Source organism: Aeromonas sp. HMWF017, from assembly GCF_003061465.1.
Classification (GTDB): Bacteria; Pseudomonadota; Gammaproteobacteria; order Enterobacterales; family Aeromonadaceae; genus Aeromonas; species Aeromonas veronii.
On record NZ_QAJD01000135.1, the window covers coordinates 40,686 to 57,843 of the forward strand.

Here is a 17,158-nt window from a genome sequence, read left to right on the forward strand (position 1 = left end):
CTGCGCTTGAATGAAGCACTTGGCACAGTGCGTTGCAGGTCAGGCTGACGATCAGGAGTCCTGGGCGCTATGCTGCCCAGAGGAGCACGAGCAACCGGTTCAGGTGCTTTGGGACGAGCAGCGGATGTCATCAGGAAGCGCTTGCGGGAGATCTCCTTCACCCGTTGTTGCAACAGTCTGACCGCTTCATCTTTGTCTCTGGCAATGTCCTCAAACTTCTTGGGCAAGAAGTCGAGTGCACCGGCGTCCAGCGCATCAAGCGTAGCCTTGGCCCCTTCATGGGTCAGGGAGGAGAACATCAGAATGGGGGTTGGGCACTTGGCCATGATCTCCCGCACCGCACTGATGCCATCCATCACGGGCATTTCTATGTCCATGGTGATCACATCAGGCCGCAGCGACATCGCCTTGTCCACCGCCTCACGTCCATTCTGGGCCGTATCAATCACCGTCAGCATGGGATCCTGATTGATGATCTCGCTCACCCGACGGCGAAAGAAGCTCGAATCGTCGACAACTAATACCTTGACTGCCATTGTTGTTTTTCTAACTCCTTGGGCCTGAGCTATTAATGTCTACGCGCATATGCTTTGAGCAGACTCGGCACATCCAAAATAAGAGCAATTCCGCCATCACTGGTAATCGTCGCACCGGCCATGCCAGGCGTACCTTGCAGCAGATTATCGAGTGGCTTGATCACCACCTCTTCCTGACCAATCAGGCTGTCTACCACAAACCCGATTTGCTGAGTGCCAATCTGCACGATCACAACATGTCCGGTATCCTGACGTGAACGCTTGTTGGCGCCACGAATCAACCACTTGTGCAGATAGAAGAGCGGTATCGCCTTCTCGCGCACAATGATGGTGAGCTGGCCATCAACCATGTTGGCCTTTTTCAGATCCAGATGGAAAATCTCGTTCACACAACCAAGGGGAAGTGCGAAGGTCTGCTCACCCACTTCCACCATCAGAGTTGGCAGAATGGCCAGCGTCAACGGAACCTTGATTTCGAGACGGGTACCTTTCCCCCAGGTGGAATCGATGTGCACCGATCCATTGAGGCTGACAATGCTGGTTTTAACCACATCCATTCCGACACCACGGCCAGAGATATCAGAGATCTCGGCCTTGGTTGAAAAGCCCGGAGCAAAGATCAGGTTATAGGCATCGTTGTCGCTCATGCGAGCGGCAGTATCTGCATCTAGAACACCGCGACTGATTGCGATGGACTTGAGTTTCTCAGGATCCATCCCTGCCCCATCATCCTCGATGCAAAGCAGAATATGGTCACCTTGCTGGGAGGCGCTAAGGGTAATTGTCCCTTGCCGCGGCTTGCCCGCTTTCTCCCGCACATCCGGCATTTCGACCCCGTGATCGCAGGAGTTGCGAACGAGGTGAACCAGAGGATCGGCGAGCGCCTCTACCAGGTTTTTATCAAGATCGGTCTCTTCCCCCACCATCACCAGCTCAATCTCTTTCTTGAGGGTTCTGGCCAGATCACGCACCACGCGCGGGAAACGACCAAATACCTTCTTGATTGGCTGCATGCGGGTTTTCATCACCGCACCTTGCAGGTCAGCCGTTACCACATCCAGATTGGCAACCGCCTTTGACATCTCTTCATCATTACTGGCAATACCCAAGCTCACCAGCCGGTTACGAACCAGTACCAACTCACCTACCATGTTCATGATGACATCGAGGGTCTTGGTATCCACCCGCACCGTCGTATCGCTTTGCACGGCACTATTTTCTGCTGGCGCAGGCGCAGCCTTGGCGGCAGGCGCTGGTGCCTTGGCTGCTTCAGCGGGTTTTGCGGGGACTGCCGGTGCCGGTTTGGCAACAGGAGTGGCCGGTTTGGGCGGAGTCACCGCAGCAGGTGCAGCAGGTGCGGCAGGTGCGGCAGGTGCGGCAGGTGCGGCAGGTGCGGCAGGTGCCATAGTACTCTGAGGCCCTTGACCACGGCCATGCAATTCATCAAGCAGGCGTTCAAACTCATCATCATCGATAAGCTCGTCCACCTCTTTTTGCACGGACTTCAGAGGATTCACCTCTGGCGCCCCCATGTGCTGTCCCTGACCATGAAGCTGGTCCAGCAAGGCCTCAAACTCATCATCGGTGATATCGCCAGAGCCACCTGCTATCGGGGCTGCTGCAGCCGTCTTGGTCGGAGCCCCACCCACGCCGTGGAGCTCGTCCAGCAGACGCTCGAATTCGTCTGCAGAAATTTCATCGATCGAGCCGCCGCCAATGACAGGAGCAGGCTCGCTGCTGATGGCTGCGGGTTCAACAACTTCTGGAGCAACTTCTTCAAGAACTACCGGTGCTGCAGGTTCAGATTCTACAACCGCAGCCGCACTCGTAGCAGTGCGCAGTTGCTCTTCCCCTTCCGGCTTGCACAACTCATGGAGGTCATGAAGCAAATCATCTGACGCAGGGCTGGGTGCTTCGCGATTTTGAACCTGGGCGAACATTACATTGATGGCGTCCAGCGCTTGCAGGATCACATCCATCAACTCCGCAGTAACGGTTCGCTTGCCATTACGCAAGATATCGAACACGTTTTCCGCACCGTGGCATACATCCACCAGTTCACCGAGCGACAGAAAACCTGCCCCCCCTTTCACGGTATGGAAACCGCGAAAGATGGCATTCAGCAGGTTCTTGTCATCGGGCCGCTTTTCCAAGTCGACCAGTTGTTCAGACAACTGTTCCAATATTTCGGATGCTTCGACCAGAAAGTCTTGCAGTATGTCTTCATCAACTTCGAAGGCCATGCGTCACTCCATTAGAATCCCAAGCTAGACAGCAGATCGTCCACATCATCCTGACCATTGACCACGTCGGCACGAGCCTCGGGGTTCATGATAGGGCCCTCTGCTTCAATCCCGTTGACAGGAATACTACGAGTTGAATGCTCAGCAGAAGCCTCACCAAACATGGTCAGCATTTCTATTAATTTTGTTTCAACTTCCTGAACAAGCTTGATGACCTTGCGGATCATCTGACCTGTCAAATCCTGAAAATCTTGTGCCATCAGGATTTCTGTCAGCAGTTGCCGTAATTTATCGGCATCAGACTCTGAAGCCTTAATAAAATCATCAAGTTGGTGACATAAGGATTTGAACTGCCCTACGCTCATGTCACGAGACATCAGGGCATTCCAGTTCGGCATCACCAGCTGGATATTGTCATTCAGGCGATCCGCTATCGGCAAACTGGCTTCCACCGCATCCATTGTGCGATTGGCCGCTTTGTCGGTCATATCGATAACGTAGCTCAAACGCTCCCGAGCATCGGGAATGTCATGGGTAGCCAAATCGGGAATACGGGGGTCGAGGCGAAATTCTTGAAGTGAATCATGCAGTTGTCGGGTCAGCTGACCTACTTTTTCAAACAGATCGGCTGCGTTGGGGGCACATACTTCGGCAAGCAGTTCATCGGCCAGCTCAAATTCGCCTTGCTCCAGATGAGCAACAAGCATCCTTGCCTGGTCGAGCGAAATCATTGCTCTCGTTTTGGCCATCATCCCTGCAGCTCCTTAGCCAATTCGTTCGAAAATTTTGTCGAGTTTTTCTTTGAGCGTTGCTGCGGTGAAGGGCTTGACGATGTAACCGTTGACGCCAGCTTGGGCGGCTTCAATGATCTGCTCACGTTTGGCTTCAGCGGTTACCATCAGTACCGGCAGATGCTTGAGCTTCTCATCGACACGGATGGCTTTAAGCAGGTCAATACCTTGCATGCCAGGCATGTTCCAGTCGGTAACTACAAACTGAAAATCACCATTTTTCAGCATCGGCAGCGCTGTATTGCCGTCATCCGCCTCATGGGTATTGTTGAATCCCAAGTCGCGCAGCAAGTTCTTGATAATCCGGCGCATCGTTGAAAAATCGTCAACAATGAGGATTTTCATGTTCTTGTCCAAAATTCCCTCCTAAATAGCCACCAGAGTGGCTCACTTACATGATGCTAAAAACGGGTTGTGTCGTGCGGATTATGCCTTAGAGTTTCATCTCAGTGTAGCCAGTACAAACACTTATAGATGCCAATCTCTCAAACGAGCACGCAATCTGTGCATTGCCTGACTGTGGATCTGGCTCACACGCGACTCGCTGACATTCAAAACCTCGCCAATTTCACGCAAATTCAGCTCTTCATCGTAGTAAAGAGAGAGAACCAAAGCTTCTCTCTCTGGTAGACGACCAATTTGCTCTGATAATTGAATCTGAAATCGCTCGGCAGCCAATTCATCGAATCCCGAGCCGGAAGGGGCATCATCGGGGTGGCCGATCACATCCTCGCTGACCCCCAAATCTTCGATGCCGATAATTTTGCCGCAGGAGACATCTTGCAGCATCGCATGGTAATCAGCGATGGAGACCCCCATCTCGGCAGCAACCTCGGTATCTCGCGCGTCACGCCCGTGGGTCTGCTCGACATTCTCGATCGCTTCTGCAATAGCCCGACTGTTGCGATGCACAGAGCGGGGTACCCAGTCACCACGCCGGATCTCATCCAGCATGGCGCCTCGGATGCGGATCCCGGCATACGTCTCGAAGCTGGCCCCCTTGCTACCGTCAAAATTGCGGGAGGCTTCAAGCAGCCCAATCATACCTGCCTGGATCAGGTCATCCAGCAAGACACTGCTGGGCAGGCGAGCCAACAAATGCTGGGCAATTCGCTTGACCAGGGGAGCATGACGCTCCACCAGCACATAGGAATCCTGATGACGCAAGTACGCTTGGGCTTTATTCACGGGAACCTTCCTGTGTTGTGGCCGGTTTCTGCAACAAATTTTCCAGGAAAAACTCCAGATGGCCGCCCGGCTGGTTGGGCACCGGCCAGCTCGCCGCCTTGTTGGCAAGTGCCCGAAACGCCAGTGCGGCCGGCGACTTGGGAAACGCCTCGACAATCAGCTTCTGCTTGCGCACGGCGGCACGCAGATTGGTGTCATAGGGTACACAGGCGACCAGCTCCAGGGAGGTGTCGAGGAAACGATCCGTTACCCGGGTCAGTTTGGCAAAGAGCTCCTGCCCTTCGCGCAGACTGCGCACCATATTGGCCACTACCTTGAAACGAAACACGCCGTGATCCTTGGAGAGGATCTTGATGAGGGCGTAGGCATCGGTGATGGAGGTCGGCTCATCACAGACCACCACCATGATGTCCTGAGCGGCACGGGTGAAGCTCAGCACCATGTCGGAGATCCCCGCAGCCGTATCCACCAGCAGGATGTCGACCTGGGTCTTCATTTCGCTGAAGGCACGGATAAGTTCGGCATGCTGCACCGGAGAAAGCTCGACCATGGACTGGGTGCCCGAGGTCGCAGGCACGATCATCATGCCGTAAGGGCCTTCGACGATGATATCGTCGATGGTGCATTCACCCGCCAGGACATGAGAGAGGTTGCGATGAACCCGCAGCCCCAGCATGACATCGACGTTGGCCAGACCCAAGTCGGCATCCAGCACCATCACCCGCTTGCCTTGAGCGGCCATGGCTCCGGCCACGTTCAGGGTCACGTTGGTCTTGCCCACGCCACCTTTACCACCGGAAACGGCGATTACTTTTACTCGATTGTTTTGACGCATTTTGCGCAGACCACTCGCCTGATCCATATACATGTTACTCATAAAACTCCGAATCTTCGGCCTCGCCAAAGCCTGCGCCCCAGAAATAGGGCTCCTCTGTTTCTCGCTCCAGCGAGCCCATGGCAGCCCCGACGAGCTGCGCCGCATTGGCAACCTGAATATCTTCCGGAACCCTTTGTCCGTCAGTGATATAGCTGATGGGCAATGAATTCTGGATACACACGTTAATCACTTCGCCCAGATTCAGACTTTCATCCAATTTGGTAAGTATGCAGCCGCTTAATGGAATACGCCGGAAATGGTCCACCGCCTCCTGCATCACCCGACGCTGGGACGTTGCCGACATCACCAGATAACTGCGGATCCGTACCTTGGCATTCTTGACCAGGGTATCGAGCTGCTCGGTCAAGCGGATATCCCGTTGGCCAACCCCGGCCGTATCGATCAGTACCAGCCGACGATGGCGGAACTGATAAAGGGCATTGGCCAGCTCTTCGGCATCACGCACCTGCCGCACCGGGCAACCCATGATGCGGCCATAGGTCTGCAGCTGTTCATGGGCACCAATCCGGTAGTTGTCGGTGGTGATCAGTGCCACCTGCTCGGCGCCATACTTCATGGCGAAACGGGCAGCCAGCTTGGCGATGGTAGTGGTTTTGCCCACCCCGGTCGGACCAAGCAGCGCCACCGCGCCGCCCTGACGCATGATCTCGTCCTCACTGATCTTGAGCTGGGCCGTCAGCACTTCGGCCAACTGGGCCATCGCCTGATGGATGGACATATCTTCGGGGATCAGTCCCGCCAGTTGATCGGCAAAGGCATCATCAAAGCCCAGTTTCTTGAGCTCCTTGATCAACAGGGCCCGCATCGGTTCGCGGCGCTCCACCTCTTGCCACATCAGCCCGGAGATCTGGTGCTCCAGCAATTTACGGATGCTGGCCATCTCCTTGCGCATCCCTTCCATCTCCTGATCCCGCTGGGCAGGTTGAGGGGGGCGCTGGCCGGACGCAACCCGAGCTTTGGGTTTGGCAGGTTCGGGAGCTGCGCCCCACTGCCCCTGCTCGGCCAATGTTCTGGGCGCTGCATTGGCAGCGGCCAGCCCGGCCGATTGGGTATTGCCCATTGGCGCCCCATTGCCCGGCTTGAGCTTCTGCTGGCGCGCCAGCAAGGCGGCCAGGGTATCGGCATAATGTTCGTTCTGCTCCTTCGCCGGCGACGGCTCGGGGCGGATCATCTGCCGTGCAGCAGACGAAATATTGACGCTCTCATCGTTCAGCTGACGGCGAACCGGCGCATCTTTGGGCCCCGGGACCTGGGATTGATAATCGACTGCGGCGACTATCTCTACCCCTCCGGTGACCTTCTTGTTGGACATGATGACGGCGTCAGGCCCGAGAGTCTCCTTGACCTCGGCCAGAGCCGTTCGCATATCCTTGGCAAAAAACCGCTTAATCTTCACCCGTCGTCTCCGCTAACTAGTTCTGCCCTACCGCACTGACGATGCGGATCTGCTTGTCGTCGGGCACTTCCTGATAAGACAGAACGCGCAATCCAGGAATGGCATTCTTGACAAATTTCGCCAGGGTATTGCGCAAGATCCCCGATGTCAGAAGCACGGCCGGTTGGCCTTCCAATTCTTGTCGTTGAGTGGCTTCCACCAGCGAGCGCTGCATCCGCTCTGCCAGACCCGGTTCAATACCGGCACCATCACCGCCACCAGCCTGCAGGGATTGATGCAATATACGTTCCAATTCCGGCGCCAAGGTAATCACCGGCAGCTCGGGATCGGGGCCTGCAATCTCCTGCACAATCAGGCGACGCAGGGCAATCCGGCAAGCGGCCGTGAGCACTTCCGGATCCGGACTGCGCGGCGCGTATTCAACCAGGGTCTGCAGGATAGTGCGCATATCGCGGATTGGCACGCCTTCATTGAGCAAATTCTGCAATACCTTCACAAGGTTACCCATGCTGATCACTTCCGGCACCAACCCTTCGACCAGCTTGCTCTGATGTTTGCCAATCATGTCGAGCAGTTGTTGTACTTCGTCATGGCCCAGCAGCAGAGCCGCATGGTTGGTCAGGATCTGGCTCAGATGGGTAGCCACCACGGTCGCGGTATCCACCACCGTATACCCCAGCGTCTGTGCCTGAGAGACCATCTCCTTGGCAACCCAGACCGCTTCCAGTCCGAAGGCGGGATCCCGGGTCGCTATCCCCTGGATCTGGCCGAACACCTGCCCCGGATTGATGGCCATCTCCTTATCATGGTAGACATTGGCCTCGCCGGTACTGACCCCCATCAAGGTGATGCGGTATTGATTTGGCGCCAGATCCAGGTTGTCGCGAATGTGGACGGCAGGGACCAGAAAGCCCAGCTCTTGCGAGAGTTTCTTGCGCACCCCTTTGATCCGGTTGAGCAGTTCGCCACCCTGATTGCGATCCACCAGCGGGATCAATTGATAACCCACTTCCAGCCCGATGATGTCCACCGGCATCACATCGTCCCAGCTCAGCTCTTTCTGTTCATGGGGTTGCTCGGCAGTAGCAGGCAACAGCTCACCCTTGGCCGCTTTGGCGGCCGCCAGTTTCTCGCGGCGCAGCAACCACCAGGCGCCAGCGGCGGCAAGAGCCCCCAGACTTAGGAAGGCGAAATGCGGCATCCCCGGCACCAGCCCCATCATCAGCAGAATCCCGGCTGAGATGATCAGCGCCTTGGGATTGTCAAACAGCTGGCCTAGTACTGCGGTACCCATGTCCTGATCGGTATTCTGACGGGTCACTATGATGGCGGCGGCGATGGAGAGCAGCAGGGAGGGGATCTGCGCCACCAGACCGTCACCGATGGCCAACAGGGTATAGATCTCGGCCGATTCGCTGAAGGTCAGCTGGTGCTGCATCATCCCGATGATGAAGCCGCCGATGATGTTGATAAAAAGGATCATGATGCCCGCAATGGCATCCCCTTTGACAAACTTGGAGGCACCATCCATGGAGCCGTAGAAGTCGGCTTCCTGGGTCACATCCTGACGACGCTTCTTCGCCTCTTCCTGATTGATGAGACCGGCGTTCAAATCGGCATCGATGGCCATCTGTTTGCCCGGCATCGCATCAAGGGTAAAACGGGCACTCACTTCCGCGATCCGCCCGGCACCCTTGGTAATGACCACAAAGTTGATGATCATCAGGATGGTGAAAACGATGATGCCGACCGCATAGTTGCCGCCGATCACCACATTACCGAACGCCTCGATCACATGGCCAGCCGCCGCACTGCCATTGTGACCTTCCAGCAACACCACCCGGGTTGAGGCGACGTTCAACGCCAACCGCAGCAGGGTAGCGAGCAGCAGTACAGTCGGGAAGGCAGCAAATTCGAGGGGGCGGCGGGTATAGACGGATACCAGCAGCACCACGATGGAGAGGGCAATGTTGAAGGAGAAGAGCACATCCAGCATCAACGGCGGGATGGGCAACACCACCATGCCGAGCGCGGCCAATACCAGCAGAGGGGTGCCAAGGCCTTTGCCCAAAACTCCCCGGTACTCTTTGAACTGGCCCAATACTGCCTTGAATTCCATCGCGCTTCTCAATTTCAACCTGCTGGTGCCAGATTAAAGCAAACATCAAGCCAACAATACAAGACATTGAAATGCAATGGATTTATTTTGACTACGTCAGAACTTTGTCATTTTCGATATTCGGTCGGAATGGGCAGATCTTTAGCCAGCGGCTGGGGACGGCGCCCCTGACCACGGCGGAATTTCTTGAGCTGGAAGACATAGGCGAGCACCTGGGCAACCGCCGCAAACAGCCCTTCCGGGATCTCGTGGCCCAGCTCGGTTGAGTGGTAAATAGCCCGGGTCAAAGCCGGTGACGGCATGATGGGGATCTCGTACTCTCTGGCGATCTCCCTGATCTTCATTGCAATTTCATCGGTGCCCTTGGCTACGACCTTGGGCGCGGCACCGGGTTTGCCCGCATCATACTTGAGCGCTACCGAGTAGTGGGTCGGGTTGGTGATCACCACATCGGCCTTGGGCACATCCCCCATCATCCGGCGCATCGCCATCTGCATCTGCAACTGACGGATCTTGCCCTTTACCTCGGGCTTGCCTTCGCTGTCCTTGAACTCGTCCTTGACCTCCTGCTTGGTCATCTTGAGCTGACGCATGTGGTTCCACTGCTGGAACGGCACGTCGATGGCGACGATGGGAAGCAGGGCACAGCAGAGGATGATCAACATCCAGAGAAACAGCTCCAACGCATCGATAATACCGCCGGGAAATCCCTCCATGGAGAGGTTGAGCAGGTGATTGAACTGGCTGGATAACATCCACCAGGCAAACAGGGTGATGAACACCACCTTGGCGATGGACTTGACCAGCTCGATCAGCGACTGCACCCCGAACATCCGCTTGAGGCCACTGAGCGGACTCAACTTGCTCATCTTGGGCATCATGGCTTCGGTGGAGAAGTTCATCCCCCCCATCAGGGTGTTGCCAATAAAAGCGGCAATCGCCACCAGCGCAAACAACAGCCCCAGCGGAAGCACCAGTTCCCCCAGCAGCGCCGGCACCATAGCGATCATGGCATTGGGATCGAACGCCTGCTCCCGGTCCAGAGTAAAGCCCATGGTGACAACCTTGACCATGGCGGTCGCCAGCGAGCCCTTGAGCATCAACAGGCCAAAGACCGCCGAGAGCAGAACGCTGGCGGTCCCCAGCTCTTTTGAACGTGCAATCTGCCCTTTTTCACGGGCCTGTTGCAGTCGTTTGCCCGTGGGTTGTTCGGTACGTTCCTGGTCGGTATCAGCCATGAGCGCCTCCGAAGCACTGGGTGTTGATCAGCTCGCAGCTGACCTCCTGCACCCGCTCCCACATGATGTCGAAGTGACCGAGGAACCCGCCGATAGTGAGCCAGAGGATCAGCAGACCCGACATCATGCTGACCGCAAAACCGATACTGAAAATGTTGAGCTGCGGCGCCGCCCGGGTCATGACGCCAAAGGCGAAGTTGATTAAGAGCAAGGCGACGATGGCTGAGAGCGACATCACCAAAGCAGCCTGATACATCACCCCCAGAAACGCACTCAGGGTTTTCATGGATGAAACCGAGAGGCCGTGCTCGGAGACAGGCAGTGTCTCGAAACTAAGAATGACCAGCCGCAGCATCACCAGATGACCATCCAGCGCCAGAAACACCAGGGTCGCCAGCATCAGATAAAACTGACCGACCACGGGGGCCGACTGGCCATTCATCGGGTCCACTAGGGTGGCAAAACCCAGACTGGTCTGCATAGCGATAACCTGACCGGCCATCACGAAGCTCTCCATCAGAAACTGGGTCATCAGGCCGAGGGCAATTCCGATCAGCAGCTGCTGGCCCAATACCAGAAAACTGCCGGCAGAGAAGAGCTCGATAGGGGGCATTTTCGGGAGCAGCGGGGCAATCAGAAAGGTGATGGCGAGAGCCAGCCCCATCCGTACCCGCGCAGGAGCAAGACGGCTGCCGAACACCGCCATCACCATCAGCAGACTGCTCACCCGCGCTAGCGGCCAGAGGATCGAAGACAACCACTCCATGATCAGAGCGGTTGTGTAGGTCATCCCACCACCTCGGGGATTTGATTGACCATCAGTATGAAGAAGTCCATCAGACTCTGCATTCCCCAGTGAGCACCAATTCCCAGTGCCAGCAGGGTCACGATAAGACGGGGCAGAAAGCTCAGGGTCTGTTCGTTGATGGAGGTGGCCGCCTGAAAGATGGCTACCACCAGTCCGATAGCGAGGCTGGGCAGGATCACGGCGCTGACCATGATATTGACCAACCAGAGCGCCTCGCGAAAGACGTCGACAAAGGTTTCAGGACTCATGTTCGGGCTCCTTGCGCTCGACCGGCTAACCGGCACCCAGTCCGAAACTGTTGGCCAATGACCCCAGAATGAGGTTCCAGCCATCCACCATCACAAACAGCATCAGCTTGAAAGGCAGCGAGACAATCATCGGCGAGAGCATCATCATCCCCATCGCCATCAGGATACTGGCGACCACCAGATCGATGACCAGGAACGGTAAGAACAGCATAAAACCAATCTGGAAGGCGGTTTTCAGCTCGCTGGTGACAAACGCCGGGATCAGCACCCGTAGCGGCACATCGGCAGGTTTCTCCACCTGCACGTTGGCGATCTCCATAAAGGTGTTGAGATCCTTGATCCGGGTCTGGGCCAGCATGAACTGGTGGATGGGCAACTCGGCCCGCTCCAGCGCCTCCTTTGCCTGAATGGTCTCGGCCAGATAGGGCTGCAACGCCTCATCATTGATGCGATCCAGCACCGGCGACATGATGAAGAACGACATGAACAAGGCAATGCCGATCAACACCTGGTTGGAGGGACTCTGTTGCAGACCTATCGCCTGGCGCAAGATACCCAACACCACAATGATGCGGGTAAACGAGGTCATCATGATCACCATGGCCGGCAAGAAGGAGAGCGCGGTCATCAGCGCCAGCACTTGCAGGGTCAGGCTGTACTCCTGAGAGCCATCCCCCATGGTCTTGACGGTCACCGCCGACATGGCGTCCTGTGCAAGCGCAGGCCAGGAGCAAAACAGTGGTATCAGCAGGCTGACCAGCAGCCCCGTTTTCAGCCATAAGCCGTTAGCTTTTTTCATGCTTGCCCATCAATTTGCCAAGCTGCTGGGAAAACGCCTGCGGCTGGTTTTCGTCCAGCGGCTCCTCCAGCCGGTAGAGAAAGTTGACCTGCTGCGGTGTTACGCCGACCAGCAACTGCTGTTCGCCCACCTTGACCACCAGCAGCTTCTCTTTGTAACCCACCGGCAACGAGGCGATGACCCGCATCTGGCCGCCCCCCATGGCGGTCGCCAACTTGCTCTTCTTGAGCAGAAAGCCCAGCACCAGAATGAGGCCGATCACCATCAGACTGGAGAGCAACCAGGAGCTCAGACTAGGCACGTTGGCAGATGCCGCTGTCTCGGCAAAGACCGGAACAGGCAGCAATAACAACAGGAGGCGCATCATTTGAGCTTCTTGATCCGTTCAATCTGGCTGATGACATCGGTCAGGCGAATACCGAACTTGTCGTTCACCACCACCACCTCGCCGTGAGCGATCAGGGTGCCGTTAACCAATACGTCCAGCGGCTCGCCAGCAACCCGATCCAGCTCCACCACCGAGCCCTGGTTCAGCTGCAACAGGTTGCGGATGCTGATCTGGCTGCGGCCCACCTCCATGGCGATAGTGACCGGAATATCGAGAATGGTGTCGAGCTTGCGACGCTCCTCGGCACTGATGGGGGCATCATCTTTCAACTCTTCCAGCGGGGCTGGCTTGGCTTCCGCCGTCACCTGCTCCTCCAGAGCCGCAGCCCAGGCATCAGCCATCAGATCCTCTTCCTCAGTTCCGCTCATCTTGTTTCCTTATGCTACTTCGTGACCGTTTACCGTAATAAACCGTCAATTATCGCTGTTGATCTTCGATACTGCGCTCGAGCTCTTCCAGCTCGGCCTCGCCATCAATTCGTACCCCGCCCCGGGTCACCAGATGCATCTCCGTCTTGACCCCTTCCGGACGTTTGAGCTTGTCGGTGATCTTGAGCGCCACATTATCCTTGGTACGGCCCATCTTGGCGTGGAAAGTGGGCAAGTCCTCGACAAAAACCAGCAGATTTTCCGGCATATCGACCGGAATGATATCGCCGGGTCGCAGCTCCATCAGTTCACGCAGGGTGAGTTCGGTCTCCAGCAGCTTGGCGCGCAGCTCCACCTTGACGTCCATGATCTCGTCACGCAGCGCCTTGCTCCAGCGTACGTCGGTATCCCCCTTGTCACTCTGCACACCGGCATCCAGCAGTTCGCGGATCGGCTCCAGCATGGAGTAGGGCATCGCCACGTGGAAGTCGCCGCCGCCACCGTCGAGCTCGATGTGGAACGAGCTGACCACGATCACCTCGGTCGGGCTGACGATGTTGGCCATTGCCGGGTTCACTTCGGAGTCGAGATACTCGAACCCCACGTCCATCACCGGCGCCCAGGCATCCTTGTAATCCTCAAACACCAGTTTGAGCAGCATCTGGATAATGCGCCGTTCGGTCGGCGTGAACTCGCGCCCTTCAATCTTGGCGTGATAACGGCCATCGCCACCGAAGAAGTTCTCCACCAGAATGAAGACCAGTCGGGCCTCCATGGTGATGAGTGCCGTCCCCTTGAGCGGGCGGAACCGCACCATGTTGAGACTGGTCGGCACAAACAGGGTATGAACATACTCGCCAAACTTGAGCATCTGCACGCCGTTGATGGAGACCTCGGCGGTACGACGCATCATGTTGAACAGGCTGATCCGCATGTGGCGGGCGAAACGTTCATTCACCAGCTCCAGCGTCGGCATGCGACCACGGACGATGCGGTCTTGGGAGGAGAAGTCAAACTGGGCTACGCCGGGGTCTCCAGCGCCGCCTATCTCTTCCTCTTCGACATCATCGACACCGTGCAAGAGGGCATCAATTTCGTCCTGACTTAACAGATCGCTCACGCTTCACCTACTGCATTACAAAGCCGGTAAACAGCACTTGTTCGATAACGGGGGAAGAGACCAGGTCCTTGAGCACCCGACGGCACTCTTCCAGTGAATCCTTGCGCAGCTTCTCCTTGCCTTCGAAGGTCATCAGCTGTTCGGCACTGGCTGCGCTGAATACCCGCAGCAAGGTGCCTTCAATCAGGGGGATATTCTGTTTGGCCAGCGTCTCGTCGGCGGTACCGCGCACCATCAGCTGGATCTTGATCTGCACCAGTCGATCCCGCTGGGCACCTGCGACGTTGAAGACAAAGGGGCGCGGCATACCGACATAGAGGGAAGGTTTAGGCGCTTCCTCTTTGGGTGCGGCCTCGGCACCTTCCGCCGCTTCAGCAGGCGGTTTATCGGAGCCGGAGAGCATCAGGAATGCGCCAGCACCACCTCCGCCCAGCAAAATTACCGCCAGGGCAATGATAATGATCAGCTTCTTTTTCTTGCCCGCAGCCGGGTCTTTTAGCGTCAACTCGTTATCGTCAGCCATCCCTTGTCCACCCTAGTCTCAAACTTGTTCGATATCATAAACTTACTCGGGATTGCATCAAGCATAGAAATCAATTCCGGAACCGTTTGTCGATTCCACCAGCAAACTGGGGTTGGATGTGGTGAGTTCCCCTTCAACCAGCCCGTTACCGGACCGCGGCTGACCACTACTCTGCCCCTGCTGCCCCTGCCCGTTAAAGGTGGGCTGGCCCTGTTGCTGCTGTTGTTGCGACTGCTGCTGCACCTGCGTCTGACCAAGCTGGATCCCCTGCCCTGCCAGCATGTCACGCAGCCGGGGCATCGCCTGCTCCAGCATCTCGCGGGTCTGGCCATGTTGTACCACAAAATGGACGTTGGCCTGGCTGTCAGCTCCCATCTGGATCTGGATCTTCATCTTGCCAAGGCCAAGGGGGTCGAGCTGAATTTCCGCCTGTTGCAGTTTTTCGGCCAGCATCACATTGACCTTCTGGTGCAATTCGGCAGGTGCTTCCTGACTGGCCAGTTTCAAATGGGGTAAATTCTGCGGCTCACGGCGCAGCGTCGTCTCGGCGGCGGGGGCCCGACTATCGGCTACCTGTGGCTGAGTCTGGCTGTTCTGGCCATGCTGAACGGTCTGGCTCGGGCTGCTCTCACCGCTAGATGTCGTCGCAACCAGGCTCTTCTCCGCCTCACCGGCCTTCGGTTTTACCTCAAGCGAAACCGCTTTTCGTACCTCGTCGGTGCCGGTCACTTCCATCTGTTTGATGCCGGCTGAAATGGTCGACAGCGGCGCTTGCGGCCCCTGAGATTCGGCCTGTGCCAACACCTGCTGCGGCGCCACCATCACGGGGGCGGCAGCGCTATCGCTCTGAGTCGTCGCATTTGTCGTCACGCTGCCCTGGGCTGCGGCACTTTCTGCGGCACTCTGCGCCGTCGTTACGGGTGCCGAACCTTGATTGGCGGCGGTGGCTGGCTGCTGGCTTCCCTCGGCAGCACTCTTTTCTGCCCCCTTGCCAGCTACCCCACTTCCATCCGCATTTGCTGAAGTGGTTGCAGCACCCGCCTCAGGCTGCTTGAGCCCCTCATTGAAGGCCTTGAGGACGGCCCCCTGAGTTGCGGCTTGCGTCGCCTGCCCCTTGTTAGTCAAAGCATTGCTGGCGGCGAGATCGGATTTGCTGTCGCCAGCCTCTTTTGCAGCGAGCGACTCCGCGGATTTGGCGGTGCTTGCCGACTCATCGACCGGCAACATCTTGGCCAGCTGGGCCATTCGCTCTGCCCCCGTGAGGGGCTTGGTGTGCTTGCCATCTGCCCCGAGGGTCTCGCCCTTGGCAGAGGCTTTCTTCCCGGCCTGCCCATCCGCAGTAGTGGCGGCATCTTCACCTTCAGATGAGAGAACGGCAGCAGAGGCATCGCCCTTAGCCACCACTCGCGCCTCGGAGGACGAGACCTTTGTATCAAGAGTCGATTGGGCGGTCGTCGCCAGCGGCGACTGCGCCCCGGTCTGACCTGCAAGCTGCTGGGCAATCCTGGCAGCGGCAGGGGACTGCTCGCTTTCATCAAGCGCAATCCCCTCCAGCTCACCCTCTTGCGGCAACGGATTGCCGTCTACCGCAGTGGCGCTCTGTTGGGCCGCCACCGCCAGCTGGGGTGTCACTAGCGAGGTATCGAGCTTGAGGGAGTCTTGCAGACGGAGCAGAAAGTCGGTGGCAGGGACCTCCTCCACCTTGTTGTCGGCGTCAGGATCCTGCTCCTTGCTGGTCTCCTCTTTGGGAGAGGCGCTCTCGGTCGCCAAAGATTTGGCTGATCGGACATGGTTACCGCCCTGACTGGCCTCGGCAGCGCCCTGTTCACTGTTCCGGGCCTTGGCAATCAGGGTGGCGAAATCCCCCTTGCTGTCGCTGCCGGTTCCCCCATCGATACTTTTGCTCTCGACGGAACCGCTCAGAGGCGCTTTGTCCAACCCGTTGGCCAGAGCCGAAGGCGTTTGTGTCAACAGTGTCTGCATCATGATGGGATCCCTGAATTCTGGTGGCCCCCGAGGAGATGGCCGCCGACAATGTCCAGATCAAAGCAAGTTACAGGCCAGATTGATGAAAGCGTCGCAACATGGCGTACTCATCCAGCATCTTCTGCTCCTGACGCTGGGCTTTCTGCTGCTCGCGGCTCGCCTGCTTCTCCAGCAACAGCTCTACCGCCTTGCGCCGCTGCTGGGCTGCCAGCCACTCTTCACGGCGCTGTTCCAGCGCCTGACGCACCTGCAACACCCCTTCGTACTGCTGGGTCGCTGCCTGTTCGAGCTTGTTGATAAAGGCGTGATACTGGGTATTTTGCTGGGGCGAAATCCCCTGCAGGCCGCGATCGGTCCACTGCTGGTGATAGATCTGGCGATACTGGTTGAGGGCATTTTGCTGATCCATGAACAGCTTGAGATCCTGCTGCGCCTTCACCAGTGCCAGCGCACACTGCTGCTCCACCTCCACCAGCCGATCGGCCAACAATACCAGCCCTTTACTCATC

Annotated in this window: 18 protein-coding genes; all 18 read right to left on the reverse strand. The window is 57.1% G+C overall.

The features are described from left to right. Positions 1-536, reverse strand: a 536-nt coding sequence (locus tag DBR30_RS22180; protein ID WP_258224424.1) for a response regulator, incomplete at its 3' end; no start/stop codon positions are given. Positions 537-568: 32 nt separating this feature from the next. Continuing rightward, positions 569-2,779 carry a chemotaxis protein CheA gene (locus DBR30_RS13325; RefSeq protein WP_108539649.1) on the reverse strand — a complete coding sequence of 737 codons (2,211 nt, stop codon included), beginning with the start codon at positions 2,777-2,779 and terminating at the stop codon, positions 569-571. Between the two features lie 11 nt (positions 2,780-2,790). After that, positions 2,791-3,531, reverse strand: coding sequence for a protein phosphatase CheZ (locus DBR30_RS13330; protein WP_005353668.1), 741 nt, complete (start codon positions 3,529-3,531; stop codon positions 2,791-2,793). 12 nt (positions 3,532-3,543) lie between these two features. Then, the gene (gene cheY, locus DBR30_RS13335) at positions 3,544-3,915 is read right to left on the reverse strand and encodes a chemotaxis response regulator CheY (RefSeq protein ID WP_005334709.1); all 372 of its coding nucleotides are present in this window, start codon (positions 3,913-3,915) and stop codon (positions 3,544-3,546) included. Between the two features lie 123 nt (positions 3,916-4,038). Continuing rightward, positions 4,039-4,758, reverse strand: a complete 720-nt coding sequence (locus DBR30_RS13340) for an RNA polymerase sigma factor FliA (RefSeq protein ID WP_005353671.1) — start codon at positions 4,756-4,758, stop codon at positions 4,039-4,041. Continuing rightward, positions 4,751-5,626 carry a MinD/ParA family protein gene (locus tag DBR30_RS13345; protein ID WP_013723550.1) on the reverse strand — a complete coding sequence of 292 codons (876 nt, stop codon included), beginning with the start codon at positions 5,624-5,626 and terminating at the stop codon, positions 4,751-4,753. The genes DBR30_RS13340 and DBR30_RS13345 overlap by 8 nt, the downstream gene beginning before the upstream one ends. 1 nt (position 5,627) lies before the next feature. Further along, the gene (gene flhF / locus DBR30_RS13350) at positions 5,628-7,052 is read right to left on the reverse strand and encodes a flagellar biosynthesis protein FlhF (protein WP_021229881.1); all 1,425 of its coding nucleotides are present in this window, start codon (positions 7,050-7,052) and stop codon (positions 5,628-5,630) included. Positions 7,053-7,068: 16 nt separating this feature from the next. Beyond that, complete coding sequence (gene flhA, locus DBR30_RS13355; protein ID WP_005353675.1) at positions 7,069-9,171, reverse strand: flagellar biosynthesis protein FlhA; 2,103 nt, start codon at positions 9,169-9,171, stop codon at positions 7,069-7,071. Between the two features lie 107 nt (positions 9,172-9,278). Then, positions 9,279-10,409, reverse strand: a complete 1,131-nt coding sequence (gene flhB / locus DBR30_RS13360) for a flagellar biosynthesis protein FlhB (RefSeq protein WP_019444721.1) — start codon at positions 10,407-10,409, stop codon at positions 9,279-9,281. After that, on the reverse strand, positions 10,402-11,199 hold the full coding sequence (fliR, locus tag DBR30_RS13365; protein WP_005353677.1) for a flagellar biosynthetic protein FliR: 798 nt from the start codon (positions 11,197-11,199) through the stop codon (positions 10,402-10,404). Before fliR ends, flhB begins: the two co-directional genes overlap by 8 nt. Beyond that, positions 11,196-11,465 (reverse strand): flagellar biosynthesis protein FliQ, encoded by a 270-nt coding sequence (gene fliQ, locus DBR30_RS13370; protein ID WP_005334727.1) that lies wholly within the window; start codon positions 11,463-11,465, stop codon positions 11,196-11,198. Before fliQ ends, fliR begins: the two co-directional genes overlap by 4 nt. 25 nt (positions 11,466-11,490) lie before the next feature. Further along, entirely contained in the window at positions 11,491-12,264 is a 774-nt protein-coding gene (gene fliP / locus DBR30_RS13375; protein WP_005334729.1) for a flagellar type III secretion system pore protein FliP, read from the reverse strand. Further along, positions 12,251-12,631: a flagellar biosynthetic protein FliO gene (fliO, locus tag DBR30_RS13380; RefSeq protein WP_005353678.1), complete on the reverse strand. Its 381-nt coding sequence runs from the start codon at positions 12,629-12,631 to the stop codon at positions 12,251-12,253. The genes fliP and fliO overlap by 14 nt, the downstream gene beginning before the upstream one ends. Further along, complete coding sequence (fliN, locus tag DBR30_RS13385; protein WP_005298791.1) at positions 12,628-13,020, reverse strand: flagellar motor switch protein FliN; 393 nt, start codon at positions 13,018-13,020, stop codon at positions 12,628-12,630. The genes fliO and fliN overlap by 4 nt, the downstream gene beginning before the upstream one ends. A gap of 49 nt (positions 13,021-13,069) precedes the next feature. Beyond that, entirely contained in the window at positions 13,070-14,140 is a 1,071-nt protein-coding gene (fliM, locus tag DBR30_RS13390) for a flagellar motor switch protein FliM (protein ID WP_005334736.1), read from the reverse strand. A gap of 7 nt (positions 14,141-14,147) precedes the next feature. Further along, the gene (gene fliL, locus DBR30_RS13395; RefSeq protein WP_005334744.1) at positions 14,148-14,663 is read right to left on the reverse strand and encodes a flagellar basal body-associated protein FliL; all 516 of its coding nucleotides are present in this window, start codon (positions 14,661-14,663) and stop codon (positions 14,148-14,150) included. Positions 14,664-14,720: 57 nt separating this feature from the next. After that, positions 14,721-16,649 (reverse strand): flagellar hook-length control protein FliK, encoded by a 1,929-nt coding sequence (locus DBR30_RS13400; protein WP_108539646.1) that lies wholly within the window; start codon positions 16,647-16,649, stop codon positions 14,721-14,723. Positions 16,650-16,716: 67 nt separating this feature from the next. After that, positions 16,717-17,157 carry a flagellar export protein FliJ gene (fliJ, locus tag DBR30_RS13405; RefSeq protein ID WP_108539643.1) on the reverse strand — a complete coding sequence of 147 codons (441 nt, stop codon included), beginning with the start codon at positions 17,155-17,157 and terminating at the stop codon, positions 16,717-16,719. Between the last annotated feature and the right edge of the window lies 1 nt (position 17,158).

Coding starts and splice junctions, on each gene's coding strand:
- fliN (WP_005298791.1), bottom strand. CDS start 13,020: ATGAGCGGAACTGAGGAAGAGGATCTGATGGCTGATGCCTGGGCTGCG.
- DBR30_RS13330 (WP_005353668.1), bottom strand. CDS start 3,531: ATGATGGCCAAAACGAGAGCAATGATTTCGCTCGACCAGGCAAGGATG.
- DBR30_RS13400 (WP_108539646.1), bottom strand. CDS start 16,649: ATGATGCAGACACTGTTGACACAAACGCCTTCGGCTCTGGCCAACGGG.
- fliJ (WP_108539643.1), bottom strand. CDS start 17,157: ATGAGTAAAGGGCTGGTATTGTTGGCCGATCGGCTGGTGGAGGTGGAG.
- fliO (WP_005353678.1), bottom strand. CDS start 12,631: ATGATGCGCCTCCTGTTGTTATTGCTGCCTGTTCCGGTCTTTGCCGAG.
- fliP (WP_005334729.1), bottom strand. CDS start 12,264: ATGAAAAAAGCTAACGGCTTATGGCTGAAAACGGGGCTGCTGGTCAGC.
- fliR (WP_005353677.1), bottom strand. CDS start 11,199: ATGACCTACACAACCGCTCTGATCATGGAGTGGTTGTCTTCGATCCTC.
- fliQ (WP_005334727.1), bottom strand. CDS start 11,465: ATGAGTCCTGAAACCTTTGTCGACGTCTTTCGCGAGGCGCTCTGGTTG.
- DBR30_RS13325 (WP_108539649.1), bottom strand. CDS start 2,779: ATGGCCTTCGAAGTTGATGAAGACATACTGCAAGACTTTCTGGTCGAA.
- flhA (WP_005353675.1), bottom strand. CDS start 9,171: ATGGAATTCAAGGCAGTATTGGGCCAGTTCAAAGAGTACCGGGGAGTT.
- flhB (WP_019444721.1), bottom strand. CDS start 10,409: ATGGCTGATACCGACCAGGAACGTACCGAACAACCCACGGGCAAACGA.
- cheY (WP_005334709.1), bottom strand. CDS start 3,915: ATGAAAATCCTCATTGTTGACGATTTTTCAACGATGCGCCGGATTATC.
- DBR30_RS13345 (WP_013723550.1), bottom strand. CDS start 5,626: ATGTATATGGATCAGGCGAGTGGTCTGCGCAAAATGCGTCAAAACAAT.
- fliL (WP_005334744.1), bottom strand. CDS start 14,663: ATGGCTGACGATAACGAGTTGACGCTAAAAGACCCGGCTGCGGGCAAG.